The sequence below is a fragment of the Actinomadura violacea genome, assembly GCF_017573465.1.
GTDB classification, from domain to species: Bacteria; Actinomycetota; Actinomycetes; order Streptosporangiales; family Streptosporangiaceae; genus Spirillospora; species Spirillospora violacea.
Map to the genome: position 1 here is coordinate 138,608 of NZ_JAGEPF010000013.1, position 25,231 is coordinate 163,838.

The 25,231-nt window shown below is 72.0% G+C and carries 17 protein-coding genes; 8 read left to right on the forward strand and 9 right to left on the reverse strand.

The genetic code is table 11. The features are described from left to right. The first annotated feature begins 3 nt into the window (after window positions 1–3). From J4709_RS21795 to J4709_RS21820, 6 genes are all read left to right on the forward strand, one after another. Window positions 4–10,167, forward strand: coding sequence for a WXG100-like domain-containing protein (locus J4709_RS21795; protein ID WP_208243587.1), 10,164 nt, complete (start codon window positions 4–6; stop codon window positions 10,165–10,167). A gap of 81 nt (window positions 10,168–10,248) precedes the next feature. Continuing rightward, on the forward strand, window positions 10,249–11,163 hold the full coding sequence (locus J4709_RS21800; protein WP_208243589.1) for a hypothetical protein: 915 nt from the start codon (window positions 10,249–10,251) through the stop codon (window positions 11,161–11,163). 79 nt (window positions 11,164–11,242) lie between these two features. After that, window positions 11,243–12,043, forward strand: coding sequence for a hypothetical protein (locus J4709_RS21805; RefSeq protein ID WP_208243591.1), 801 nt, complete (start codon window positions 11,243–11,245; stop codon window positions 12,041–12,043). Then, window positions 12,040–12,930 carry a glycohydrolase toxin TNT-related protein gene (locus J4709_RS21810; protein ID WP_208243598.1) on the forward strand — a complete coding sequence of 297 codons (891 nt, stop codon included), beginning with the start codon at window positions 12,040–12,042 and terminating at the stop codon, window positions 12,928–12,930. Before J4709_RS21805 ends, J4709_RS21810 begins: the two co-directional genes overlap by 4 nt. After that, a complete protein-coding gene (locus J4709_RS21815) occupies window positions 12,927–14,351 on the forward strand; it encodes a glycohydrolase toxin TNT-related protein (RefSeq protein WP_208243600.1) in 1,425 nt (474 codons plus the stop codon). Before J4709_RS21810 ends, J4709_RS21815 begins: the two co-directional genes overlap by 4 nt. Next, entirely contained in the window at window positions 14,348–15,250 is a 903-nt protein-coding gene (locus J4709_RS21820) for a hypothetical protein (RefSeq protein WP_208243602.1), read from the forward strand. The genes J4709_RS21815 and J4709_RS21820 overlap by 4 nt, the downstream gene beginning before the upstream one ends. Before the next feature lie 22 nt (window positions 15,251–15,272). Here J4709_RS21820 and J4709_RS21825 read toward each other — a convergent pair whose 3' ends face one another. Next, window positions 15,273–15,974 carry a DUF2510 domain-containing protein gene (locus J4709_RS21825; RefSeq protein ID WP_208243605.1) on the reverse strand — a complete coding sequence of 234 codons (702 nt, stop codon included), beginning with the start codon at window positions 15,972–15,974 and terminating at the stop codon, window positions 15,273–15,275. Between the two features lie 170 nt (window positions 15,975–16,144). Between J4709_RS21825 and J4709_RS21830 the strand changes: the two genes are divergently transcribed. Further along, entirely contained in the window at window positions 16,145–16,684 is a 540-nt protein-coding gene (locus J4709_RS21830; protein ID WP_208243607.1) for a hypothetical protein, read from the forward strand. Window positions 16,685–16,694: 10 nt separating this feature from the next. On the opposite strand, the gene J4709_RS21835 is transcribed toward J4709_RS21830, so the two are convergent. The 8 genes from J4709_RS21835 to J4709_RS21870 all read right to left on the reverse strand — a co-directional run bounded on the left by J4709_RS21835 (window position 16,695) and on the right by J4709_RS21870 (window position 23,921). Beyond that, window positions 16,695–17,207, reverse strand: coding sequence for a hypothetical protein (locus J4709_RS21835; RefSeq protein ID WP_208243609.1), 513 nt, complete (start codon window positions 17,205–17,207; stop codon window positions 16,695–16,697). A 52-nt stretch (window positions 17,208–17,259) separates the two neighbouring features. Beyond that, window positions 17,260–17,949 (reverse strand): hypothetical protein, encoded by a 690-nt coding sequence (locus tag J4709_RS21840; RefSeq protein WP_208243611.1) that lies wholly within the window; start codon window positions 17,947–17,949, stop codon window positions 17,260–17,262. 9 nt (window positions 17,950–17,958) lie between these two features. Further along, a complete protein-coding gene (locus J4709_RS21845) occupies window positions 17,959–18,285 on the reverse strand; it encodes a hypothetical protein (RefSeq protein ID WP_208243612.1) in 327 nt (108 codons plus the stop codon). Between the two features lie 14 nt (window positions 18,286–18,299). Next, complete coding sequence (locus tag J4709_RS21850) at window positions 18,300–19,325, reverse strand: hypothetical protein (protein WP_208243614.1); 1,026 nt, start codon at window positions 19,323–19,325, stop codon at window positions 18,300–18,302. 639 nt (window positions 19,326–19,964) lie between these two features. Next, the gene (locus J4709_RS21855) at window positions 19,965–20,738 is read right to left on the reverse strand and encodes a hypothetical protein (protein ID WP_208243616.1); all 774 of its coding nucleotides are present in this window, start codon (window positions 20,736–20,738) and stop codon (window positions 19,965–19,967) included. A gap of 240 nt (window positions 20,739–20,978) precedes the next feature. Then, window positions 20,979–21,506 carry a hypothetical protein gene (locus J4709_RS21860; protein WP_208243618.1) on the reverse strand — a complete coding sequence of 176 codons (528 nt, stop codon included), beginning with the start codon at window positions 21,504–21,506 and terminating at the stop codon, window positions 20,979–20,981. Window positions 21,507–21,536: 30 nt separating this feature from the next. Next, window positions 21,537–23,582: a hypothetical protein gene (locus J4709_RS21865; protein WP_208243620.1), complete on the reverse strand. Its 2,046-nt coding sequence runs from the start codon at window positions 23,580–23,582 to the stop codon at window positions 21,537–21,539. A 6-nt stretch (window positions 23,583–23,588) separates the two neighbouring features. Next, window positions 23,589–23,921 (reverse strand): hypothetical protein, encoded by a 333-nt coding sequence (locus tag J4709_RS21870; RefSeq protein ID WP_208243622.1) that lies wholly within the window; start codon window positions 23,919–23,921, stop codon window positions 23,589–23,591. Between the two features lie 610 nt (window positions 23,922–24,531). Between J4709_RS21870 and J4709_RS21875 the strand changes: the two genes are divergently transcribed. Further along, window positions 24,532–25,224 (forward strand): hypothetical protein, encoded by a 693-nt coding sequence (locus J4709_RS21875; protein ID WP_208243624.1) that lies wholly within the window; start codon window positions 24,532–24,534, stop codon window positions 25,222–25,224. Window positions 25,225–25,231 lie beyond the last annotated feature (7 nt).

A 25,231-nucleotide genomic window follows, 5' to 3' on the forward strand; every position in this document is an offset into this window, starting at 1 on the left:
CGCGTGGGTCTGGAAATCCCCGCCGAGGTCCAGTGGCTGTCGTGGATCGTCGGCTCCGACTGGCCCGAGGGCGACGAGACCGCGATGCGGCGCTGCGCCGACGCCTGGCGCCAGGCCGCCACCTCCATCAACGACCTCGTCACCGACGTCACCGGCAGCGTCAACGACGTGCGCGGCACCCTCGACGCCGAGGCCGCGGAGAAGTTCCAGAAGAACGTCGAGCAGTGGATCACCACGGACCCGCGGCTGCTGCCGAGCATGGCGGAGGCCTGCGGCAAGCTCGCCGACGTCATGGACAACGGCGCGCTGGACATCGAGTACGCCAAGTACATGTTCATCGCGCTGCTGATCGTCACCGCGATCGAGATCGCGATGCTGATCGCGGCGGCGTTCGAGACGTTCGGCGCGTCGACCGCGGGGATCCCGGCCGTGGAGGGCGCGGCGCAGGTCACGGCCCGCACCATCTTCAAAGAGCTGATGGAGAAGCTCGGCGAGAAGTTCCTCGGCGCGGTCCTGAAGGGCGCCGCGTTCGGCGCGCTGCAGGGCGGCGGGCTCGACCTGGTCGTCCAGGGCGTGCAGATCGCCCAGGGCAACCGGAAGGGCGTCGACTGGGGCAAGACGGGGCAGGCCACCCTGGACGGCGCGATCGGCGGCGCGATCTCCGGCGGCATCGGCTTCGGCGCCGGCAAGATCCCCGGTGTCGGCGACGCGGCCGCCACCCCGCTCGGCAACATGTTCAAGGGCATGGCCCGCGACGGCGCGTCCGAGGCCATCAGCGGCGCGGCCGGCACCATCGCCACGTCCGCGATCCACGGCGACCCGCTGAGCTGGGACGCCATCGCCAAGGGCGCCACGTCCGGCGCGTTCGGCGGTGCGGTCGGCGGGGGCAAGGGCGGCCTGAAGGAGTTCGACGGCGGCCTCCCCGGCGGCGACCCGTCACCGCCGAGCGTCGACCCGACCCCCGTGACGACGCACACCCCGACGGGCGGCGGCCCGCACGTCACCGGCGGTGGCGGTGGCGGTGGCGGTTCCAACGACGGCGGCGGCTCGGGCGGCGGTTCGGGCGGTGGCGGTGGCGGCTCGCACGGCGGTGGCGGCGGCTCCCATGACGGCGGCGGAGGCTCGGGCGGCGGAGGCGGCAACCGCATCTCCACCCTGCTCGGCGACAACGGCGGCGGATCGAACCCCGGCGTCACCCTCGCCTCGGCGACCCCCGAGAGCGGCGGCGGAGGCGGCTCGCCCTCCACGGGCGGCGGCTCCGGCGGCGGGAACCTCGGCGGGAACCCCGCCGCCTACAGCGGCGGCTCGCCCACCGGCGCCGACGGCGGCTCCCCGGCCTCCCCGTCGAGCACCCCCAACGGCGCCGCCCCCGTCCCCGCCGGCACCACCCCCGGCGCGACCCCAGGCGGCACGGCCCCGGGCGCTGGTGGCACAGGCGCCGGCTCGGGCGGCGCGCCCGGCGCCCGCCCCGGAGGCGGCGTCCCCGGCAGCACTCCACCCCCCTCGACGGGCGGCGCTCCGTCCACCGGCTCCGGTGGGCCCGGCGCCGGCTCCAACCCGTCAGGCGGCTCCGGCCGAGGCCGCGACGAAACCCCGTCCGGCGGCTCGGCCCCCACCAGCCACCCCGGCACCCCGACTCCGGGCGAAACACACACACCCACCGGCGACGGCACCACCCCGTCCGGTGAACACACCCCCGCCTCGGGCGACCCGCACACGCCGACCGGCGAACCGACCAACCCCGCCGGCGGCGCCACCGAGCCACGTCCCGGTGGCGAAAGCACGCCCCCGAAGAGCGGCGACGGCACCACCCCGTCCAGCGAACGCGCCCCGGCACCGGGCGGCGAGCACGCACCCCGCGACACTCACACGCCCACCGGCAGCGAGCACACGCCTCCCAAGAGCGGTGACGGCACCACTCCGGCCCGGGACCATGCTCAGGCAACAGGTGGCGCGCGCACGCCGACCGGCGGCGAGCGCACGACCACACCTCGCGAGCACACCCACGCGCCGGGCAGTGAACCCGCATCCACACCAGGCGGCACGCACACGCCCACGGGCGGGGAGCGGACGCCTGCCTCGGGCGGCACCACACCGAACGGGGACGGGACGGCACCGGCGAGTGGCGGCGGGTCCACGCCGTCCGGGGACGGCAGCGCGGCCTCCACCGGCGGCGGATCGGCCCCGGCGGACACCGGGTCGCTTCCCGGCGGCGACCCCTCGACGTCCGGGGGCGGCGAGACTCCCCCCACGTCCACGGCCGGGAAGCCCGACTCGCAGGACGGCGGCCGCTCGACCGCCGACCTGCCCGACGCCATGGAGGCGCCCGACCACGGCGCGTCCGACGGGGCGAACGGCCAGGGCGGCGTCGTCGCGGGCGTGCCCATGCCAATGGGCGGGATGGGCTCCATGGGCGGCGGTGGCGGTTCCATGCGCAGCGGCGGCGGGCCCGGCGCCGGCGGTTCGCGCGGCCGTACGCCCACGCCGTCCCCTGAGGCGAGGCGCCCCGAGTCCCCGGCGCGCTCGCCGCAGGAGGCGCAAAGCAGGAGCCCGAGGCCGTCCGAGCCGGGCGACGCGCCGCACGAGAACGTCACGGACGGCGCCGAGGACGGACCGCGGCCCACGCCCGAGACGTCCCCCGGCACGGACGACGTCCTGCCCTCCTTCGAGGACACTCCGCCCGCCGACGCGGGGGGCACCGAGCAGGCGCCGCAGGAGAACACGCCGGCAGGCGACGAGGGCGGGCCGGAACGTCCGCTCACCGACGACGGCACCCCCGCCGAGCACCCCATACAGAACCTCGACGACCAAGGCGTCGTCCGGCCGGACGGGCCGCAGGAGCACACGCCGTCCGCCGACGAAGGCGGACGGCCCGCGCCGGAGCGTCCACTGACCGACGACAACGCCCCCGCCGAGCACCCGATCCAGGACGTCGACGACCAAGGCGTCGTGCGCGGTGACGCGCCGGAGAGCGGCACCTCACCTGAGGGCGACGCGCCGTCCCCGCGGAACGCCGAGCCCGGCGACGCGGCGGCGGACAAGCCCGGCGAGCACGAGCCGCCGGAGGGGTCCGCCCCGCACGACGGCCAGGGCGACGACGGCACCACCGACCACGACGGCGGCGCGGACGACGCGCCCGGGGACCACGACCCCGCGCAGGACCTGGCGGACGCCGAGGACGGGTCGCGCGAGATCCTGTCGCGGTTCGGCGACGACGCGCCCAGCGTCGACTTCTCGTCCCACCCGATCGACCCGGCCGCCGTCCACGAGATCAACCGGGCCCTCGGACGGCTCGCCGCCGACTATCCGGGCATGATGCAGCGGCTCAACCGGATCGAGTCGACCACGATGCCCGGCGAGGACGAGACCCTCGCCTACGCCCGGCCGGGCGGCCCCGACCAGGGCATCTACATCAACGACGAGGCGTTCGGCGACAACGCGGCGCGCACCGCGGAGGGCGCCGACGAGGAGGCGGACGGCTTCACCGTCCCGGGCGGCGGGTCGACGGAGGGCGTGTTCACGCACGAGTTCGGGCACCAGCTCGGGCAGCGCCTCCTCGACGACCCGGCGATGCGCGCCGAGCTGAACAAGGCGATCTCCGACGCGCTCGGCGTCCCCTATGACGCCACGCAGCCGCACGACCCCGCCATGAAGTCCCGCATCGAGGACGCGCTCTCGCAGTACGGGGCGACGAACCCGCACGAGCTGATGGCGGAGGCGTTCACCGAGCACCGCCTCGCGGAGAACCCGCGCGCGCTGGCGCGTGCCGTCGGCGACGTGATGGACCGCCACTTCCGCGGCGAGGCGACGCCGTCCGCGCACGACGGCGCCGCCCCCGCGCACCACGACGGCGGCCCGGCCCGGCACAGCGACGGCCAGATGCGTCCGGACGACGGGCGCCCGCGCACCGGCGAGGAGCCGCCGCGCCACGACACCGGGCGGCAGCCGGCCAACGACGGCCGGCAGCGTCCGGCCGAACCGCGCCCCGACGAGGGACGTCCGCGCTCCAACGACACCGAGCCCCGCCCGGACGACGCCAGGCCGCGGACGAACGAGACCGAACCGGGCCGCGGCGAGGCGCCGCCCCGCCACGACAGCGGCGAGCTGAGCCCGGGTGAGCGCCGTCCGGGCGGCGGCGAGACCGAACCGCACCCCGGCGAGCGGACGCCCGGCGAGGACGAGCCGCAGCTCCGCCGGTCACGCCCCGGCGAGGACGAGCCGGCCGGCGGCGACTCCAGCCCGCCGTCGAACCCGCCGCCCGCAACCCCGGGCGACGGCTCCGGCGGGCCCCGCATGCCGCACCAGCAGGCCGGCTGGAACCCGCCGCGGCACACCGGCGACGCCTCGATCGACCTCGCCCCCGGCCAGCGGGTCGTGGACGCCGGGCCGCTGCGCCCCAACACCCGCTACACGGTCCACGAGACCGGGCCGGACGGCCGGCGCACCCCGCGCACCGTCGCCTACACCGACGGCGACGGCGAGGTCACCCACGTCACGAACCACACCTCGGACGACCCCGCGGCCCCGGCCGTCCCGCCGAACGACAACGTCGACGTCACCCGTCCCGAGCCGGGCGTCACGCACCGGATCGACCTCGGCCACGTGAACCCGCACGTCTTCACCGGCGAGGAGAACAACCACGGGCAGGGCTCGGCGCCGTCCGCCACCCGCTTCGACCCGCCGGCCGGCGCCACCCCACACAGGTGGCCCGACCGGTATGATCCCTCGTCGGAAGGCCCCTTCAGCAACCGGACCGGCCTCCCCGGCAACGCGCGCATCGAGGTCACCGGCCCCGACGGCAAGCTGCACGGCGTCTTCTGGACCGACGGCGACGGCAACGTCACGCACGTCCGCACCTGGTACGGCGACAGGACGCGCGGCTTCAACCCCGAACTCGGCGACTCGATCGCGACCACCGCGCAGGGCGTCCCAAGGCCGAACACCCACTACATGGTCGAGCCGCACGACCGGTTCGAAGTGGCCGGCCCCACCCGGCTCGACCCGTCCGACGCGGCGCGCAGCGGCGACTACACCGACAACGGCGTCCCGCCCGGCACGTTCACGTACCACACGAACGACCACGGCCAGACGGACACGGCCAGCGGACGTCCCGAGTACGACGCGGGCATGAAGCAGCGCAACGGCCCCGTCCAAACCGACGTCGGCCACATCGCGGCGGGCAGCCCCCCGAGCGCGTCCACCACCCACCCGGGCGAGTACAGCGGCGGGTCCTTCGACGGCGGTCACATCTTCCCCCACGAAGCCCGCGGCCCCGGCGAACGGATCAACTACTTCCCGCAGGAGTCGAAGACCAACCGGGGGCACACCGGCGCGGACTTCACGCCGAGCGAGAGCTGGCGCCACTCCTTCGAGGCGCACCTGCACTCGCAGAGCGGCGCCGGCCACTCGATCGACCGCGTCGACTTCTTCGCCGAACCGAACCACGACGGGATCACGCCCCAGGTCGTCCACGTCCGCTGGACGGAGACCGTCCCGAGCCCGGTGCCGGGCGGGGAACCCACCGTCTACACGCACTACCGCAGCTACCACAACCTGGAGCCGGGCCTCCGAGGCACCCCTCCGGCGACCGGCGGCCCGTCCGCGCACCCCGGCGGTTCCGACGCCCCGCAACCCCGCATGCGCGCCCCCCGCCCCGACCCAGGCGACCAACGAGTAGCCGGCGAGCCGCCCGCACCCGGCGCCGAACCCCACACACCTGCGCCATCCGGCGCGGAACCGCACACGAGCGAGCCCCGCACAGACGAGCCCCGCACCGGCGAGCCACACGCGACCGAGCCCGGGGCCGCCGAGCCGCACACGCCCGCACCGTCCGACGCCGAGCCGCGCACAGGCGAGCCACCGGCCACCGAGCCGCACACCGGCGAACCGCGTGCGACCACCCCAAGCACGGCCGAGCCCCATGCAGCCGAGCCCGGGACGGGTGAACCGCACACACCTGCACCGTCCGACGCGGAACCGCACACCGACGAGCCTGGGGCCGCCGAACCTCGCGCGGGCGACCCGCGCGGCGGTGAGCCCCGCACGGACGAACCGCGTACCGAGCCACGCGCGACGGACCCGAGCACGGCGGAGCCGCATGCGGCCGAGCCTGGGGCCGCTGAGCCGCGGACGCCCGCACCGTCCGGCGCAGAACCCCACACGGCAGTTGAGCCAAGCTCGACCGAGCCGGGGCCGAGCGAGCCGCGTGCGACGGACCCGAGCACGGCCGAGCCGCTCGCGGACGAGTTGGGGGCGTCGCGTCCGGACGCTCGTTCGCATTACGGCTGGTACGAGTCGGAGGCGCCGAGCCCCGGCACGGCCGGGCCCTCGTCGTCTGCGGGGGCACCGCGTCCGCGCGGCGGCGAGACCACAGACAGCGGCGCGCCCCGGACGGAGAATCCCGCCGGCGCGGCGAACCGGTCCCCGGAGACGACGCGTCCTGGGGAGGCCGAGGCGCCGCGCGGCGAGAGCGCCGCTCCGTCCGACGGCGGCCGCCCGGACACCACTCCGGGCACGGCGGACGCCCGGCCCGAGCAACCGACCGGCGAGAATCGGCCCGGCGATGACGGCCCCGCGCGGCTGGAGGGTGACGCGCCCCGCGCCGAGACCGAGCCGCAGCCGAGGTCGCGGGCCACCGAGCCGGAGGGCGAGCGTCCCCGCACGGCCGACCCGGAGCTGATGCGCCGCGTCCACGAGAACGAGCAGATCCGGCAGGTCGTGGACCAGGCGCGCGACACCGTGGTCAACGACCGCGGCGACCGGCTCGGCGACCTCCTGGACGACGACCTGCACACCCGGCTGCCGGACCATCCGGAGCTGGCGCGGATCATCGAGGGCAGCGGGCCGCCGCCGCTGACGCGCGCCGAGCAGGCGATCCACGACTCGCTGCTGGCGAGGCCGCGGACGCTGCACAGCCTGCTGTCCCACCCGGAGGCCGTGCACATCCTCGAGGACTCGATCCGGGAGGTGAACGAGCGGGGCCCCGGCGAGATCCTGGCGGAGGGGCCCGCGAAGCCCGTCCGGACGCCGCTGGAGGACTGGCAGACGCTGATCAGCGACCGGGTGATCGGCGAGATCGGCACGTCGAGGGCGCCCGGGCAGCCGGGGTTCGACCACGAGGCGCTGAACGCCGAGCGGGCCAGGGCCGGTGAGGACCGGCCGCTCGCGAAGGACAACCCGCTGGTCAACGACTACCTCGACGACCTGTACCGGGCGGCCGAGGAGCAGCGGGGCACGCTGCACGACGTCCTGCGGGACCTGGCGAACGAGCCGGAGGACGCGAAGATGCGGCCCGGCGCGAAGGACCGCGTCCGCGCCCTCGACAAGATCATCAACGAGAACGACGGCGACGCCTCCACGCTCAACGACCTGCTGGGCGGCAAGGTCCAGTTCGACAGCGTCGCGGACCTGTACCGCGCGCTCGACCGCGTCCAGGACGTCACGCGGCGGCACGGCGTCGACGTGGTGTCGATCAAGGACCGGCTGCGCAGCCCGCAGCCGAGCGGCTACCGCGACATCCGGATGACCGTCCGGATGCCGAACGGGCACATCGGCGAGCTGCGCCTGCACCTGCGGTCGTTCGACGGGGTCGCCGACCACGAGCACTCGCTGTACGAGGTGTCGCGGGACCTGCCGAACGTCGCCGACGAGCAAGCCGCCCACGGTGAGCGCGAGCCGGGCCTGACGAACGAGGAGCGGGCCGTCGTCGAGGCGGTCAACCGGCGCCTCAACGAGCAGTTCGCGGACGCCCTGAACCAGGCGCTGCCTCCGCACCTGCGCACCACGCACGAGGACGGCCCCCCGGAACCGCACCACCGCGAGACCGACGACCGCGCGCCGTCCGCACAGCACCCCGAGCACACCCCCGCCCAAGAGGCCACACCACCCACCGCCCCCACACCACCCCACGAGGGCCAGCCGATTCACGCCGGGCAGCCGACCCACGAGGGGCAGCCAGCCCACGGCCTCGCGCCGACGCACAGCGGCCAGCCGACCCGCGAGGGGCAGCCGACCCGCAGCGACGAGCCGACGTCCGAAGGCCAGCCGATCCACGACGGCCAGTCGGCGCATGAGGGTGAGGCCTCACACGACGGTGAGCCGGGTCACGATGGTGAGCACGAGGCGGCGGGGCCGCATGACGTGGTGGTCCCGGCGGACCTGCCTTCGCACCTGCACGAGGTGTTCCGGGGCAGCGACGAGACCCCGGCGGGCCGGTCGTTCCATGATCCGTCCGACCCGGCGATGCGGGATCTGGCGCAGCGTGTCCCGGCGGACCCGCACCGGTTCGTGGTGGACGGGCACGGCGACGCGGACGGGCTGCGGCTCGGCGGCGGGCGCCGGCTCGGCGTGGACGACCTCGCCGACCTGATCCGCAACGACCCGAACTGGAACGGCCGCGAGGTGCTGCTGCTGTCCTGCCACACCGGCGACGGCGAGTTCGCGGCCAGGCTGGCCGAGCGGCTCGGCGTTCCGGTCGTGGCGCCGCACGGTCTGGCCTGGTCGGACGGCGACGGCAACGTGTACGCCTCGTCCGGGCATCCGGACGCGGACGGCCAGGTCCGGCCCGGGATCCCGCCGGACGGCTCGTGGACCGCCCACCACCCGGACGGCACCACCACGCCCGCGGGCGAGGGCGGCTACGCGCCCGGACACCGCGGCGGGGACGACGCACACCCGCGCGGCGACGCGGAGGCGCGCGGCCTGCGCGACTGGTTCCGGCGCCGCCGCGACCCCGAGCCGCCCGCCGGTAACGGCTGGAACGGCGGCCCGCCGCACACCGACCCGCGCCGCCCGGCGCCCGGCTACGGCCCGCCGCACACCCCGTACAACCCGACCGCGAACCCCGGCGCAGCCCCCGGTGTCCACCCGGGCGCCGCACCGGCCGCGCATCCCGGCGGGACGCCGTACGCGCATCCCGGCGGCGCGCCCGGTGTCCGTCCGGGCATGGCGCCCGGTGGGGCTCCGAGCGGACGTCCCGGCGCGCATCCGGGCATGGCTCCGGACGGCCGTCCGGCGGGCCCCGGCGTCCCGACGAACGGGCGTACCGCCGCACCAGCGTCGGCGCATCCGGGTACCGTGCCCGGCGCCCGCCCCGCCGCGCATCCTGGGACGCCAGCAGCCCACCCCGGAACGCACCCCAGCACGGCACCTGGAGCGCATCCGGGTGTGCATCCCGGCACCCACCCCGGTGGTCACAGCCCTGCGGCCGGGCACCCCGGCACGCACCAGCCCGGTGAGCATCACCCCGGCCACCCCGGAGGCGGGGGGCATCAGCAGGAGATCGGGCATGTCGGGCCCGATACCGTGCGCCGGTTCCAGACCGACCATGACGGCGAGTTGTACGGCGAGACGCGGCTCGGGCATGTGTTCCATCAGTTGCCGGAGCATCTGCAGCAGGCCATGCACTGGTACACGGTGCAGTCGATGCCGAACCCGCATCTGCGGCCGGGCGCCGATGTCGGCGGGTTCCTCAACCGGGTGCGGCTTGAGGAGAACTACGCGCAGCATCTGATGTATCTGAACGGCGGCCAGATGCCGGCGGACGGGCATGCGCTGAACGCGATGTGGCATCGCCCGGACCTGTCGGATTACCAGCGGCAGATCGTCCAGCACGTCATGTCGTACGAGAGCCCTGAGCTGCGGCTGCAGGAGATCTGGCGACAGCACCAGGAGCATGACCGGCTGCGGGAGTATCTGGGCGGGGATCCGACGCCGGAGGCGTTCTGGCGGCGGATCGGTGAGCTGGACGAGGCGCTGCGGCAGCCGCTGCTCGAGCCGGTCGAGACGGTCCGGGGCCTGCACGACGTGTCGTTCCTGCTGGCGCCGGACGGCCTGCCGCTCGGTGACCGGGACCCGCGGCTGCTGATCGGTATGACGCAGTCGGAGCCGGGATACATGTCGACGTCGCTCGGGGCGAACCCGACGGTGGTCGACAACAGGCCGTTCGGGCTCCGGATGCGGATGCGGTTGCCGGCGGGCGCGCACGGGCTGTGGATGGGCCGCCGGAGCGCCTATCCGGACCAGCGGGAACTGGTGCTGCCGCGCAACACCAGATATCGCATCACGAACGTCGTCCATACTGGATTCGGCTGGTCGCAGACCAGGGACGGCGGCTGGGTGCAGCGGCCCACGTTCGACATCTGGGCGGACGCGTACCCGCCGCGGTGACGCCGCGCGCAGGCGGCAAGGCGCGCGGCGGGGACGCCGGCGCGATGGGGACGGCACGCAGATTCGGAAGGGACAGATGCCATGAGCACCCCGCCTCACCCGGGCGGTAGCAGCGGGTTCCCGGGCCTGCCCTGGCCTCCGGACCCCTCGCGGCCGCTTCCTTCCCCGGGCGACGCGCACGACCCGCCGGACCTGCCGCCGGCGCCGCCGCTGCAGGGCGAGCCGGTTCCGCCGAGGGAGGGCTACGAGCGCTCGACGCGCCAGCGCGTGCTCTATCTGCCGGTGGTGGCAGGCGGTGAGCTGCTGGGGTACCTGTGGGCGGCGGAGACGAACACCAACGCCTGCGGTTTCCTGCGGAATCTGGCGTTCTTCGAGCGCAGCCTGAGCGCGTCGTCGCTGTGGAGCCGGCGGCTGGACGAGGCGTACGACGAGGGCCTGCCCGCGCAGGACGCGGTGCGCCGGTGGCGCGGCGCCCCCGAGGACCCCGAGGGCGGCGCCGTTCCGGCGGACGCGCAGGAGCAGTGGGCGCCGGGCCTGAACGAGCTCGGCGCGTCCCTGAACCCGGACGCCCCGCGCTCGCCGGGCCCGCTCGTCCAGGACGGCCTGTACCCGGACGGGACGCCGGCGGACCGGTCGAGGGGCTGGGGTCCGCTGGTCAGCGCCCCGCTGCCGGGCTATCCGGAGGAGACGGCCGGGCCGGTCGTGCACCTTCCGGTGGTGCTGGGCGGGGAGCTCGTCGGGTACGTGTGGGCGGCGGAGTCGGGCGACGCGGCCGGTTACCTGCGGCGCGTCCCGGCGGGCCGGGCCGGGGAGATCGCGATGGGCCTGTGGAAGGCCCGGCTGTCGGACGCGTTCGAGGCGGGCGTGCACGCGGTGCAGGCGATCCGGGCGTTCCGCGGGCTGCCGGAGGACCACCTGTCGGGGACCGTCCCGGCGGGCGCGGCCGAGCGGCAGGCCCCGGCGCTGGCGGAGCTGCGGCGGCTGGCCGAGCAGTGACCTGCGCCCCTGACCTGCGGCGCCGCCGCCCTATCCTCGGTCCGTGTCCCCCTGTCCGCCGTAACGGAGATCGACTGCGATGAGCCCGGTGAGGACGACCCGTCCGCGCTACTTCACCTATGACGACCGGCCGGTCGTGTTCGTCGAGCCGCCGGGCGGCGGGCTGGTCTGCGTGGCGTGCACGCCGCGCAGGGGCGACTTCGTGCGGGAGATGCGCTACTTCAGCGAGATCAACTTCAACCACGACGCCGACATCGAGGAGCTGGCCTTCGAGGACTTCGTGCCGGCGGTGGAGATGTTCCGGGCGCGCAACGGCCTCGGGGAGGGCGCGCTCAAGGCCCTGTACGAGACCATGGACGGCCTGGAGAAGACCGCGGAGCAGGAGCGGCGGCCGCTGGGCGCCGAGGAGCGGGCGCTGATCCGGTCGCTGAGCAAGCGGACGCATCCGCTGTTCGAGGAGCACCTGAGCGGCCGCGGGCTGGCGGGGACGCCGCCGCCGGTGCCCGCGGCGCTCCGCGTCGCGCGGGTCTTCGACGAGGTCGGCGCCGACGGCACGCCCCGCTATGACCGTCCGCCCGTCCCCGAGCACGAGCGCGAGCCGCTGCTGCGGTACCTGCGGGAGGCGCCGATCGTGCTGGCGGCGCGCGGTTACGACACCGACCGGCTCGACCCGGCGCGTCCGGCGGAGGTGCCGCTGACGTTCCACACCAACGGCGTGTGGATCTGGCCGGGCGCCGTCCACTACTACCTGCGGGTGCACGGCGTGCCGCCGGAGCCCCGCCTGGTCCGGTACGCGTCCGCGGAGAACTTCCGGATCCCGGAGGTGGACGAGGAGACCCGCGCCGAGGCCGTCGCGACCATCAACCGGCCTGCGGAATGACCGTCCTCCCCCAGGACGAGCACGAGCTGACCTGCGCGCTCGCGCCGGAGAGCCCGATCCTCTTCTACCGTGCCCGCCGCCTGCTGGGCGACTGGACCCGCGACGCGGCCGCCCGGTTCCGGGTCGGGCGCGTGGAGGACGGCTGCTGGTCGGTGCTGCGCACCGGGGACGGCTGGCAGGCGGTCCGCGGTGCGGGCGGCGAGGCCGGCGTCCACGGGACGGCCCGGGCCGCCGTCGCCCGCGCGGTCGGCGGTCTGCTGGCCGAGGCGGGCACCGGCCTCAACCCGCAGGTCTTCCGGATGGCGGGGATCATCCGGCCCGCGCCGGACGACTACACCGACTGGGGCCCGTGGTTCCTGACCGAGGACGGCGAACGGCTCCGCGACGAGTCGGAGCGCGGGCCGCGGCCCGGGCCCGAGGTGCCCTGCGTCCCGCTGGAGCGCCTGCTCGACCGCGGACACGGCTACTTCACGCTCCGCCGTGAGAGCGCCCCCGAGCGCGGCGGGTTCGTGACCGTCCACCAGGTGTTCGAGATGGCCGCCTGCCACCGGCTTCCCGACGGTCCCGGCGTCCCGGCCGAGACCCTTCCGGAGGGGACCGTCCTCGACGGCTACGGCCCCGATGACCAGGTGTTCCTCTACGACCCCGATACGCCGTTCCACAAGCGCGGCCTCCAAGGCAGGGCCGATTCGTACGAGCACCGCTTCTACGAGGTCCGGCGGCCGCTGCTCCTCCACCCCGCCTTCCCCCTTGAGCACACGGTCCTCCCGCTCGGTCGGCCGACGGACGACGGGCGCGGCTACTACCTCGTCGACTCCGTGGCAGCCCTCCTCCGGGACGGCTGCCTGGCCGAGACCGCCGCCCTTCACGAGGAGGCCACGTCATGAGCGTGCAAGGCCCCGAGGGCGAAGAGGAGCACCTGCAGGGACTCGTCGACGAGATCGTCCGGCTGCTCCCCGAGGACTGGCGGGACGTCCGGCTCTTCTACCGCGCCGTCGGCGATGACGAGGTGATCCGGCTCGTCGGACACCAAAGCGACTCCCGCGGCGACGGCATCTCGCGGGCGGCACGGATGATCCCGCAGACCGCGATCCCCAACCTGCTGCGCCGCCACCGGGAGATCACCTACCACCCCGACTTCGGCACCTGGCTGTCCCTCAAGTACTCGCTCTGGAACCGTCCGGACGGCACGGACTGGGGCGTCGAGGGCGAACCGTCCAGCGAGTTCGCCGCGGCGGACGAGATCGCTCCGGCGGACGCCGCCGCCGAACTCGCCCGGTTCCCCCGCCCCGACGAGCGCGTCCCCGCATGGCTCGGCCGCCTCAACGCCCTGCACGCGATCGGCGCGGCGTTCGACCCGCGAACCCTCCGGACGGCGCCGCAGGACGAGAACGACCTGGTCGCGGAGCTGCCGCCCGGCCTCGAATCGCTGTTCGCCCGGGCCCGCGAGAAACTCGCCCGCTACGTGCCCGGCGAGGACCGCCTCCGCATCGGGACCGTCGAGGACGGCTGCTGGACGATCGCCCGCACCGGCGGCGCCTGGCTCGCCATCGGCCCCGGCGCGGCCGTCCGCCCCTTCGACGACCCCCGCGCCGCCACCCTCCACGCGATGGCCGGCGTGATGGCCGGCGCCGAGATGGAGATCAACAGCCAGGTCCTGTACGACGCCGGCATCGTGGCGAGGGAGCGCCGCCCCCGCCGGAACATCGACGCGTGGGTGTCCTCCCGGAAGGACGACTCGCCGGCCGCCCGCACCCTCGCCTCCCCCCGCCCCAGGGCCGCCGGCCCGTACATCGCCCTCGACGGGATGTCCAACCGGCCCGGCGGATACTTCGTCTGCTTCCCCGGCCCGGCCCCCGAGCGCGGCTCGTTCGTCTCCGTCCACGAGGTCTACGCCAGGCTCGCCGAGCCCGGCCTGCCCGAACGGACACCCGAACCCGAACCTGAACCTGAACCCGCGCCGGAGCCGGCGGGCGAGATCCTCCCGGCCGGCAAGGAGGTCGACACCTACCACGACCCCGCCGACCAGTTCGTCTTCGAGATCGGCACGCCCTGGCTGCGCCGCGGGCACAACAACCGGGGCGGCCTCACCTACCGCGTGTACCGCGTCCAGCAGCCGCTGCGCGCCTACCCCGGCCTGTTCGCGGTCGGCCCCATCGGCTCCGACACGCCCCCGGCCGAGACCGGGATGGGCTATAACCTGGTCCACTCGATCGCCGACCTCGTCGCGTCCGGCCACCTCGTCGAGATCACCGGGCCCGGCGGCGGCCCGGGCCCCACCGTCCACCGGCCAGAGGAGCAGCCATGACCCAGCCGACCGGTCCGGCCCCCGGCCGCGGCCCCCTCCCCTACGACCAGGCCCGCTACCAGGAGCTGACCCGCGGCATCGCGGTGCTGCTGGCGCAGGGCGCACCGGACGGCTGGCGCCGCGTCGACCTGCGGATCATGATGACCGTCGCCGTGTCCGACGCCGCGCTGACCGTCGCGATGCAGGACGGGACCACGCAGCCCGTCGAGCTCGCCGGCGACGTCCTCCCGATGGCCGCCGAGCTCCGCTCGATCATGTACCGGCAGGACCGTGGCACCTGGTTCAGCATGCGCGTGATGCTCGACCCGCCCGGCTCGTACTACACCAGCTTCAACAACGACCACGACCCGCACTGGGAGCCCGACATCCCGGACGACGCCTTCGTCCAGGACCTCGCCGCGTTCCCGCGCGCCGAGGAGAGCATCCCGGGCTGGCTGCGCGCGCGCACGGGCCGCCCGCCGCTGCCGCCCGCGCCCGTCCCGCCGCTCGGGCCCGTCGAGCAGAAGGACCTCCTCGAGGACATCACCTCACTCCTCGTCGACGCGCTCCCGCCCGGCTGGCAGCAGGCCGACGTGTACCACAACGCCCTCGGCCCGCACGCCGAGACCGTCTCCCAGATCCTCGTGTGCAACACCCACATGCCCAGGCTGTGGACGCCGCCGCCCGCCGCGGGCGAGCCGTTCGACCGCCTCCGCCGCGGCATGTACGCCGACGGGCTCGGCACCTGGTTCACCGCCCGCTTCCTGCTGAACTTCCCGTTCTCCTACCAGGTCGAATACACCCGCGACACCGAGCCGCGCTGGAAGACGCCTCCGGAGCCGTCCGCCTACGCCGAAGACCTCCGGATGTTCCCACGCGCCTCTGACAACACACCGGCCTGGCTCCGGCCCCGCGCCTGATCCCGCGTGCCCGCGGGCGGCGTCAGCGCTTGAGGGCGTCGAAGATCCGCGGGAGCAGCATCACGTTCTGGTTCTGCTGCGGGACACGCAGGATCGGCTTGCCCGCGCCCCTCGCGTGGACGAAGTACCAGCCCTGGTCGAACGTGACGCCCTCGATGCCGTCCCAGCCGCGCGACACGTTCCCGCCGACGAACCCGTTCCGGTTGATCCGCACCTTGCCGACGTCCACCGTCTGCCCGGCCTCGACCGCCGCGAGGAACTGCCGCAGCAGCCGCGGCTCCACATGCGTCCTGGCCAGGTCGACGAGGAACTGCCAGTCCGACGGCGGCTTGTTCGCGCGCAGGCCCGTCTCCTCGAACGCGATGCCGGGCGCCTCGTTGACGGGGAAGAACCCGATCTCGAAGTGGTAGTCGGTCGAGGTGTGGACGCTGCCGATGTTCAACGGCCCGCGCATCCGGCTCTGCACGGCCGTGTAGCCGACGAACTCCGCCTTCGCCAGCTCGATCGTCGTCCCGTCCCAGGTGATCGCGTGCGCGTCGGCGTGCAACTCGACCCCGGACCGCGTCTTGTGCAGCACCGGCCCGGCCGCATGCTGGGCCTGCTGGGGCTGGGGTTGGGCCTGCTGGGCGGGCGTCGCGTTGACGTGCTCGGTCCACCTCGTCCCGTCCCACCAGCGGTGCCCGCCCCCGCCGTACGGGTCCGCGTACCACCCGGCCTGCGTCACTGTCCGCACCTCCCGGCGACCTCGGCGATCCGCTCCGAAGATATCCGCCCGCCGCGGCAGGAACGGCCCGCCCGCCGTCGTCCCGGCACCGGAGGGTTTGTGGTAGGACCGGCCGTGCGGGGTGAGTTCCCAGCGGGCCACCTGCCCCCGCGGCCCACGGAGGAGGACCCGTGCTCCGCCTGAACACCGGGCCGTCGGCCGCGGCCTGGACCGCCTGGCTCGGCTGCATGGGCCCGGTCATGCTCGCGCTGAACGTCGCGCTCGGCGCGCTGTGCGCCGTGTTCATCACCGACCCGGACCTTCAGGTCGTCGGCGCGCTCGGGCTCGTCCCGCTGGTCCTGCTCGACGGCCTGATCGTCATCCTGTCCGTCCAGTACTACCGGGGCGCGTTCTGGCTGGACGGCCGGACCCTCGTCCGCCGCGGGTTCCCCGGCCGCAAGAGGTACGACCTGACGTCCGCCGAGGTCACCGTGGAGAGCGCCCAGCCGCTGTGGACGCCGTGGCGGGGCGGCGTGCTGCCGCGGCTGACCGTCCGGACGTCCGGCGGCGGAACCGTCCGGATGTGGCTGCGCGACCCGGTCCGCAGGGGCGCCCTGCTCCCGCCCGACCAGCTCGGGGCCCTCGCCCAGGCCATCGACCCCTGGTTCCGGCACCCGGTGGCGGGCCGGCTCCGGCAACTGGCCGCCGACCCGCTCCACGGCACCCTCTGACCGCCCGCCCCTAACGCGGGTAATAGGACCCGTACGGCCCGCCACGGCCGGCCTCCGCGGCGACCTCCCGCGCGAACTCGGTGAGGCCGCGGGACGCCGACCACAGCATCGCGCCCGGCTGCAACTGCATCAGCATCCCGAGCACCATCCCGATCCCGGCCATCGCCCGGCCCGTCCCGCCGTGCGTCACCAGGGACGCCAGCCCGACCACCGCGGTGAGCGCCAGGGCGACGAGCCAGAACACCCGCAGCGCCCGCAGCCGCGCACTGATCTCGCCGGGGCCCCACGTCCCGCGCCCCTCGGCCCGGACGGCGCGCCGCAGCGACGAGATCCGCGTCCCGACGCCGAACGACAGCAGCGCGCCGAGGAGCAGCCCGGCCGCCAGCGGGAGGAGGAGGGCGCCGAGGTCCCCGCCGTCCCCCACCCCGACGGCCCCGATGATCAGCCCCAGGGCCAGGTACAGCGCGCCGACGAACCAGCCGCCGAAGATCATCCTGCCGAGCCTGGCCACGGTCGCCGACATCGGAATCCCCGTCTCCTCTCAGGTCACCGGACGCTCTCGCCGCGCCGGACGGTCAGCTGGTCGTCGCGGGCGGCCACGCGTTGCCGGGGAACGAGCGGCCGGGCCCGAGGTTCGCCGACAGCTCCTGTTTCGCGGAATGCGTCTCCAGTAACAGCGTCGCGACCGCCCCGACGATCGCGGCGATCGCCACGACGAGCCCCGCGATCGCCCCCACGATCGTCTCCACCGTGACCAGCGCGGCGATGGCCGACACCACCGCGATCGACATGCCGATGTAGAAGCCGTAGCCCGCGTTCCGGATGTCCGTGCACGCACCGGAGATGGCGTTCGCCTTCGCCATGATCGCGTCCATCGCGACCGGCTGCTCCTTCACGCCCTCCTGGTACGCGCCGCCCGCCAAGCCGCCCCACACCCGCTTGCCGTTGTCGTTCACTTCCTTCTGCATCGTCGAAGCGGCCTCGACCGCGTCGCTCCCGATCGCCAGCCAGCGGTCCTCGTACCGGTCGAAGATGAAGGGGACCTGCGCGTTCTTCAACATCTCGACGACCAGCTCGCGGAACTTCTGAGCGAGCCCGATGCACTTGTTCCAAGCCCATTTCAGGCCGGCGCCCAGCGGCCAGATCAGCTTGGAGAGCTGCTTGTTGACGACCTGGCGCACATGCTCCATCGCCGGGCCGAGCTGCTCCATCTGCTGCTCGGTCTTGACGATCGCCTGCTCGAACGTGGCCGCACTGATGCCCATCGCCGTCTCCTAGTTCCCGCCGCTGCCCCGGCCGCCGACGTTCTTGATCGCGGCCTTGATCTCCTCCTCCGTCGCCCCGTACTTGCGGGCGGCGCCCGCCAGCGCACTGGTGATCTGCTCCATCACCTTGGTGCCCTGCGAGGTGAAGCGGACGATCTCCTGCTGGTTCTGCCGGTACAGGTCCACGCAGTCGCCGAACGCGCGGCCCCCGTCGGCCTCGATCGTCATGCTCGAGGCCTCCTTGTTGAACTTCGCCAGGAGCGTCGCCTGGTCGTCCCACATATGCGCCTCGGCCAGCAGGCCCTTCTTGTCGTACTCGGTCTCGGGGGGTGCCATGCTCGATCCCTCGTCTAGCGGTTCCGCGGCGACCGGAAGGTCACCGCACTGGCATCAGCGATCAGTTCCGTCAACCCGGCGACGTCCACGCCCGGCACGCCCGACGGCGCCGCCTCCACGGCCCGCGCGAGGTCGGCCCGGGCCCGTTCCAGCACGCCGTTCAGCGCGTCCGCGATCTGCGCGCCCGACCGGCGCTCCGCCCACCTGGCGTCGATCTCGCAGGTCACCGCCCCGGACGCGGTCACCGTGAGGGCGACCGCACGGTTGCGGTCCGCGCCGGACCCGCGCGGCTCCGGCGGAGGCGTCCCGTCATGGGACGCCAGGAACGAGTCGAGGGCGTCCTGCGCGCCGAGCGCCCGGTCCGCGAGCAGCTCCAGCGGCGGGCGATGGACGGCCGTCTTGCGCTGGAGCCCGGGCGGCAACGAGTCGTCCAGGCCCGGCGAAACGGCGCCGGCCTGCGCCTCCAGCCGGTCGATCCGCTCCATCTCCTCCAGCAGCCCCCGCTCCTGCATGGCCTCGCCCCAGGCCGCCATCCGCTGCTGCAACGCGATCTCGCACGCCTCCGCGACCGCGTGCCCCAGGGACCGCACATCGACCTTGCGGTTCCAGTCGTTCGCCACCCGGAACCGCTCCGGGACACCGTCCGCCCCGAGGACGACGCGCACCGCACCGCTCTGGTCCGTCGCCTCGCTGCTCGCGGGCGTTGCCGAGTTGATGCCTTCGAGCGTCTTCTGCAGCTCGGACGCGTACTGCAGAAGCGCGTCCATCTCCCACAGTTCCTTTTCGAGCCCGTCCCCACGCCTCGTCACCGGCGCCGCCTGCGGCGGCGCGGGCCGAGACAGCGGAGCCGGGCGCGCGGACGCCTCATCCTCCTGCTCGGTCTCACCGGCGGCCGGCGGCTCGGAAACCTGCTCCCCCTCGGCCTCCTGCCGCGACCGGCTGAGCGACTCGAGACGCTCCCTGGCCTCCTCCTCGCTCTGCGGAGCATTCGGAACCCGGGTGTTCAGCAGCCGGTCGAGGGGATTCGTTTCATCGCCCACGTGCCCTCCATCGGTGCGCCAACGTGTTTCGAGCATCCAACTATGGAGGAATCGCTTGTCACGGGTCAACGCACCGACTTGCCAAACACTCCGCGGAATCCCATGCATAACGCGGCGATACGCCAAACCAACAAGCATTCACCGCCACAAACTCCCACTTCATCCCCGACAGCCCCGCCGAGCACGCCCGCCCGCATACCCGTGGCTCTACTCGAAGAGATTTCCCACCGTGGCCGCTATCGGCAACCCCAACGCCATCAAGCACCCCCACACGACAAGCGCCAGGGCCCCCATCCTGACAAGAGACCGACGCCCCTCATCGACCACCGCACCGCCACCAACAATGATCACCCCTGTCACCTTGCCCAGCCTTCTCCCCACACCCAACCGAGCATTCCCCGCGCCCCCCAAACACCCTCGTCCAGAAGCACAGACCCCCACTGCCTAGACGCAACTGACAGACCTCCGCCTGCGGCCCGCCATCACCGACGACTGAGACGCAGTGAACGACACACCTCACGCCCGAAGCGAGGGCGCAGGTGGAGCGCTCACCCGGCAGACGCCGGACGCCGTAGCCGACCACGTCCTACCGGTCCGATCGCCAACACCTGACGTCCGAGACGGTGACCGCCCCACGCGCTAGTTGCCGACCGCCGCTATCACGATCCGTCCCTTCCCCGACGGCCCCTCGGAAGTGGCGACGAACAGATTGTTGTTTCCAGCGGTGACCCAGAAGACATCGCCCTTCATGGCCGGCCGTACGGCGACCGGCGCCAGCCGCCCGACCGTTGCCACATCAATTGACCCGTCCTCGCGAACTTCGTACACCCGAACGCCATCGAACGTCGCCACTGACACCTCCTCCGCAAGGCCCAAAATCGAGCCCTGGGAACCGCTGGTGGTCATAGCCGCAAAATAATGCTTCCCGTCCCTCACTATCGGAACAACCATCTTTCCATTCACCGATACCAACGGCGAGAGAGGGCCCCAAATATCACGAGACCGAGCTTTACTCAACGCCACTTTGACTTGCCCCGAGGGAGCCTGGACGATCAAACTATGCGAGCCCTTTCGGGCTCCTCGCTCAAATACGCCATACCCAACGTCATTGATGCCGACGAACCTGTCGCTTGCGGCCGACAGCGGGGAGTCGTCCGGGTTCATGACGCCATGGCGCCAAGCCACTCGCCCTGATCCGGCGTCGACCGCGACAACGGCGTTCCTCGTGCCACAAGTAACCGGAACGGCAAGCCAGTTCCTGCTGACATACCGCTTTGTTTCGACGCTGCCCGACTGGGCCATCGAGTCCGCATCCGGCGTACAACCGTAGAGTTGCTGCCGGCCGACGCTCCACTTGATGCGCCCGGTCCGGCCGTCCACGCCGCGGATGGTGCGGGTGTCGACCGAGACCACGGGAACCACCGCCGAACCGGCCAGTGCTTGAAGTTGGCGTCGAGAGCCTCGACCCCCTGAGCCGAGGCAGCCATCAGAACTCCTCCGGCCAAGGCATATCGGACGAACCCCGAGGTCACCGAAAAGGTCTCTACCCACTCGAGCCAACGGCATCCACGCCCGCACGCCCACGACGGACAGGGCAGGAAGTCCGCCTACCGTGCACACGGCAGGCTCCACCGGCCCGTGCTGGATTTTAAACTACGACCGGTACCTACGCATTACGCCCTGAGCAAGCCGCCGGAAATTCGCCTCATGAAGTTCCGGGCAAGTCGATGGACACACTTTGACAGAGTCGACGGGGACATAATTGATCCACACGATGACATTGTCATAGCGAAGTGCGATGTGCATGTACCAATAATTTCCGTAATACCATTCCCATATCTCATCCACCTTGCCGACCTTCGCGGGTGGAGTCCGAACGAACGCTTGGGAAGGTCTGTACTCGGCAACAGCACGATCGGCCCGCTGCTCTCCGCCAACGTTTCCCTTATCGGAGAACCTCTGGACCTTGACCATCAGGTCTTCATGGCCTCGCGTCCACGAGCATATGGCGGTGTCGTTGTCGACGAGCCGTCCCTTCTTCGCAAAGTCTGGCACCAGTCCTTGAGCATCCTGGGTGGGCACCAGGGAACACGGATTCGCCACCCTCCCTGCGCGATTCACCGACCACCATGCCACGGCGATGGCTACCATAAAGACCCCGACGATGACGATCACGGTCATCCGTCGACGGATAGTTCTTTGCCGCACTCATCACCCTCCGGTTCCCTGAATCGTCACGCCGCCGGCGTGATCTCGCGCTTGGGAAAATTCGAGTTGGGCCCGCTCGTTCAAATGGGCCACATCACCGTGCCCGTACTTGGCCGCCTCGCGTGCGAGAAAGTTGACGTAGTCTTCGGTTCGCCCTGTGTTCATCGCCGATTGCGCAGAGGCGGCTTCAGAGGTATTATGCTGCGCCGATTTGAACGCCCCGTCCACTCCTCCCGAGAGGAGTTCCCCGACGCCAGGGACCGGGATTCGGCCAGCGACATTCCCGACTACCAGGTTAGTGACCTTCTGATAACGCCCCAGCGCCTGGTTGTACTGTGCGTCCGATTTGCTGGCGTCGGCGCGAATCGCTTCGTTCTCCCCGTGATCGAGTGTCCCGAGCACGCGAGCGGCAGCATCGAGGTCGCCGGCCGGATGATGTCCGTGCATCATCTGGTGCGCATGCAATTGCTCTGCGGTGTACACGACAGCATAGTCGTTCGGGTCCTTGGCCAGGTCGGCGAGAACTCTCCGGTAGTTATCAGTGCCACCGTCGAGGTTCTGGCCGAGAAACTTGCCGTGCACGTCATTGATGTCATTGGCGATGACATTCGAAATGTGTCCGCGCAACCCATCGGGGATGTGGCCGTTGAGCCCGCCATAGTCGGTCGGTCGACCGATGGTCTCGATCGTGTGGCGTGCGATCTCGGCTGAAGCCGGATCGGTGGCGGCATTGGCGGTCGCGGATTCGAGTGCTCCGCCGAACATACCCATGGCCGGTGGCTGATAATTCTTGGGAATCGCCGGCTCCGTGAAGTCGAGCGGCCACCTCCGCTGAGTGAGGAAGTAGTCGATCTTGCCGTGATCAGAGAAGAACTGCCTCGATGCCTCAGGATTGTCGGACATGGCGCGCATAAGGCCGTACATAGGATCGTTGCCCGCGCCACTACCATCACTGATATTGAGGTGCACGTGACCGTTAACCCCGGTCGGACTGTTCTGCTGCCAAATCCCGGGATGACTCTTCTCGAAGTTGTACATGTCTCCACCGACGCTTTTGATGAAGGGCGTCGAGTAGTGACCGCTGCGCATGAGATTCCCCAGGACCTGATACCCGTAGGGCTGGTAATCGCGCAGGCCGATGTCCATTTTCTGCTTACCGGTCGCTTCGAGTTGCTTCACCCATGCGTCCGGGACATGCTGGTGATTCGCAGGATCTGTTCCAGCCGACAGGGCGGTGCCCATCTGGCGCTGGAGGTCGCCTAGCAGCGCAGTACGCTCCTTGTCGCCCCCGTAGGGATCCATCGTCGAGAGGATCCCGCCGAATCTGAGTGTGCCTTGGGGGCCGAGGTCGTTGAGGAGTGCTGTGGCGAACAAGGGATTGCCCGAGTTCTGCTTCAGCAGGCCGTCCAACTCCTTGAGCTCTGCCTTGCTCAGAATCGGAGCCTTCTTAGCCAGCTCCGCTGCCCGCTTTGCCTGGGTGCTCAGCTTGGCATCGTTCGCCACCTGGGTGTCGGCGTCCGGCATGGCAACCCCCCAGTTCCGCAGCTGCTGAGCCGCCGCCTGGTCGGCCTTGGTAGCGCGGTCGACTGCATCCTTGATCAACTTTGCGATGTTGTCGACCACCCCTTGCATTTGCTTCTCGCGCTGCGCCGCGAGGTCCGACTGGCCGACCGGTACAGGGATCGTCGGGGCGGTGACTTTAGAGCCATCGCTGGATATCGTCACGTTGCTGCGGCGGGCTGCGTCCAGCGCGCTGTGCAGTTCCCGTTGGGCGCCGGCGATCTCCTCGGAGAGGGTGCGGAGGACGGCTGCCACCTGACGCATCTCATCGACGGCGTCCGTGGTGGCCTGCTCGACATTTCCACAATGTGCGGCCGCCGCCTGGGCGGCGGGCCCCGCCCACACATCGGGATGCTGCATTGGCCGGAAGACCTGGGAGGTCAGATGTCCGGCCTCGTCATCGAGTTTTGCCGCGCAGTGGATCCACGCCTTGGCAGCCTCGCCGAAGAGTTCTGGCTTCGCCTTCTGCAGTTGGTCGAAGCTCACCATGTCGCGTCACTCTCCCCCGACCTGGCGAACGTGGTGGATAACTCTCTGCTCAGCCTCGTGATAATGCTGTACGGACGTGTGCAGCTTGCTGCCCACATCGGTTGCCTGGCTGCCCAGCTTCCCGATGTTCCCTATCCATGCCGTTGCGCATTGCGACAGCGCGGAGCCCGCCTCCCAGCCGCCGTGAGCGGTGGCCGCGTCCAGCGATGGCCCGCCAATCGTCTTCGACAGCTCGGCGATCCGCTTGCCGATCGTGTCGGCCTTGTGCGCGATGCCGGTCAGTTCACCGCGATGGACCCGGAACTCAATTCCATCGGCGGTCACTGTGGGGATGGTCATGTGGGTTCCTCTGCGCTTGCAGAATGGAGACGGTCACGCCCCCACTCTGACTTCCAATTGCTTCGGCGTTGCGCGGCGGCGAATCCCTGTAGGCCAGCCGAGCTCCGGACCGGCCGCACCGCACATCCGCCTCAACGAGACGGTGGACGGCGACGTCGGGATTCGGCGGAATCTTTCCGCGTCTGGCAAGGCAAGTCAAGCCTTAGTCAAGCCGTCCACGACGCCGAGGTCACCACCTTCGAACCCCTGCATGGGCAGCGTCAGGCCTCCGCGTGCCCTCACCTGCGCCGGGGCCCCGTGAAGGGTCTTCAGTTCCGGGAGGGAACCAGAGACCTCGTTCGGTTCGGTGTTAATCTCACAGCGGGTTGGATGGCGAACTTATTGTGGTTTGGGGGCTTTGAGGTTGGCTGAGGGTTCGCGGCCGGAGTTCGTGGCTCCTGACCAGAGCTTGGACGGGTCGTACCAAGCGGCTCAGGAGGCCGGGGGCTCGGCTGAGGTGGCGCCGGAGTTCGTTGCGCCGGGGTTCGGTTCCGAGGAGACGGAAAGTCCCTCTGCAGTTGAGGGGACAGGACGGGCCTCTGGGGTCGGGTGGATCAAGAAGAGGTCGCGGGTGGCGATTGCCGGGGCTGTCGCGGCGGTCGTGGTGATCGGTGGCGCGGTGGTTTGGGGCACGTCCGGGTCGGACGACAAGGGTGCGCCGGGAAATCACTTCGTCGCGCTGCCGGCGGGTTGCGAGGCTCCTTCTGCCAACCTGCTTGCGCAGTACATGCCGGCGGCCGGGAAAGCGACGCCGGACGTCGGCGGGGTCTCCGGTGACCAGAAGTACGCGTCGTGCGATTGGCGGGAGCCGCTCAGCGCGGAGAAGGGCAAGACGCTGACCTCCCGGCATTTGCGGGTCGCGATTCGTTTGTTCGTCGGCGCGTCGGGACTCGCCGATGCGAAGTCCGATTACCGGTCGGCCTGGCGGACCTCGAAGCAGGGAACGGTCACCGACAGCGTCGGGGCCGTCCACAACGAGGCGCCGATCCTGACGCGCGGGCTCGGAGACGAGGCGTTCCTGCACCACAGCGTGACGACGACCGGGCTCGGACGCAGCGGCACGACGAGGATGGTCGTCCGGACGGAGAACGCCGTCATCACCGTCGACTTCGACGGCACCTCCTACCCGCTCGACCACGACGGCGTCGCGGTTCAGAGGAAGGGCGTCCCGCTCGACGAGACCGTGACGCGCGGCGCGGCGCAGGCCATCGCGCGTGACGTCACCGCGGCGCTGTCGGCCTGCCTGACCTGCGTGCGCCACTGACCCGGGC

Bases quoted from the DNA above. Each gene is read 5' to 3' on its own strand.
- J4709_RS21835 (WP_208243609.1), bottom strand. From the start codon at position 17,207: ATGTCGGCGACCGTGGCCAGGCTCGGCAGGATGATCTTCGGCGGCTGG.
- J4709_RS21845 (WP_208243612.1), bottom strand. From the start codon at position 18,285: ATGGCACCCCCCGAGACCGAGTACGACAAGAAGGGCCTGCTGGCCGAG.
- J4709_RS21815 (WP_208243600.1), top strand. From the start codon at position 12,927: ATGAGCGTGCAAGGCCCCGAGGGCGAAGAGGAGCACCTGCAGGGACTC.
- J4709_RS21840 (WP_208243611.1), bottom strand. From the start codon at position 17,949: ATGGGCATCAGTGCGGCCACGTTCGAGCAGGCGATCGTCAAGACCGAG.
- J4709_RS21870 (WP_208243622.1), bottom strand. From the start codon at position 23,921: ATGACCATCCCCACAGTGACCGCCGATGGAATTGAGTTCCGGGTCCAT.
- J4709_RS21805 (WP_208243591.1), top strand. From the start codon at position 11,243: ATGAGCCCGGTGAGGACGACCCGTCCGCGCTACTTCACCTATGACGAC.
- J4709_RS21800 (WP_208243589.1), top strand. From the start codon at position 10,249: ATGAGCACCCCGCCTCACCCGGGCGGTAGCAGCGGGTTCCCGGGCCTG.
- J4709_RS21860 (WP_208243618.1), bottom strand. From the start codon at position 21,506: ATGACCGTGATCGTCATCGTCGGGGTCTTTATGGTAGCCATCGCCGTG.
- J4709_RS21865 (WP_208243620.1), bottom strand. From the start codon at position 23,582: ATGGTGAGCTTCGACCAACTGCAGAAGGCGAAGCCAGAACTCTTCGGC.
- J4709_RS21810 (WP_208243598.1), top strand. From the start codon at position 12,040: ATGACCGTCCTCCCCCAGGACGAGCACGAGCTGACCTGCGCGCTCGCG.
- J4709_RS21820 (WP_208243602.1), top strand. From the start codon at position 14,348: ATGACCCAGCCGACCGGTCCGGCCCCCGGCCGCGGCCCCCTCCCCTAC.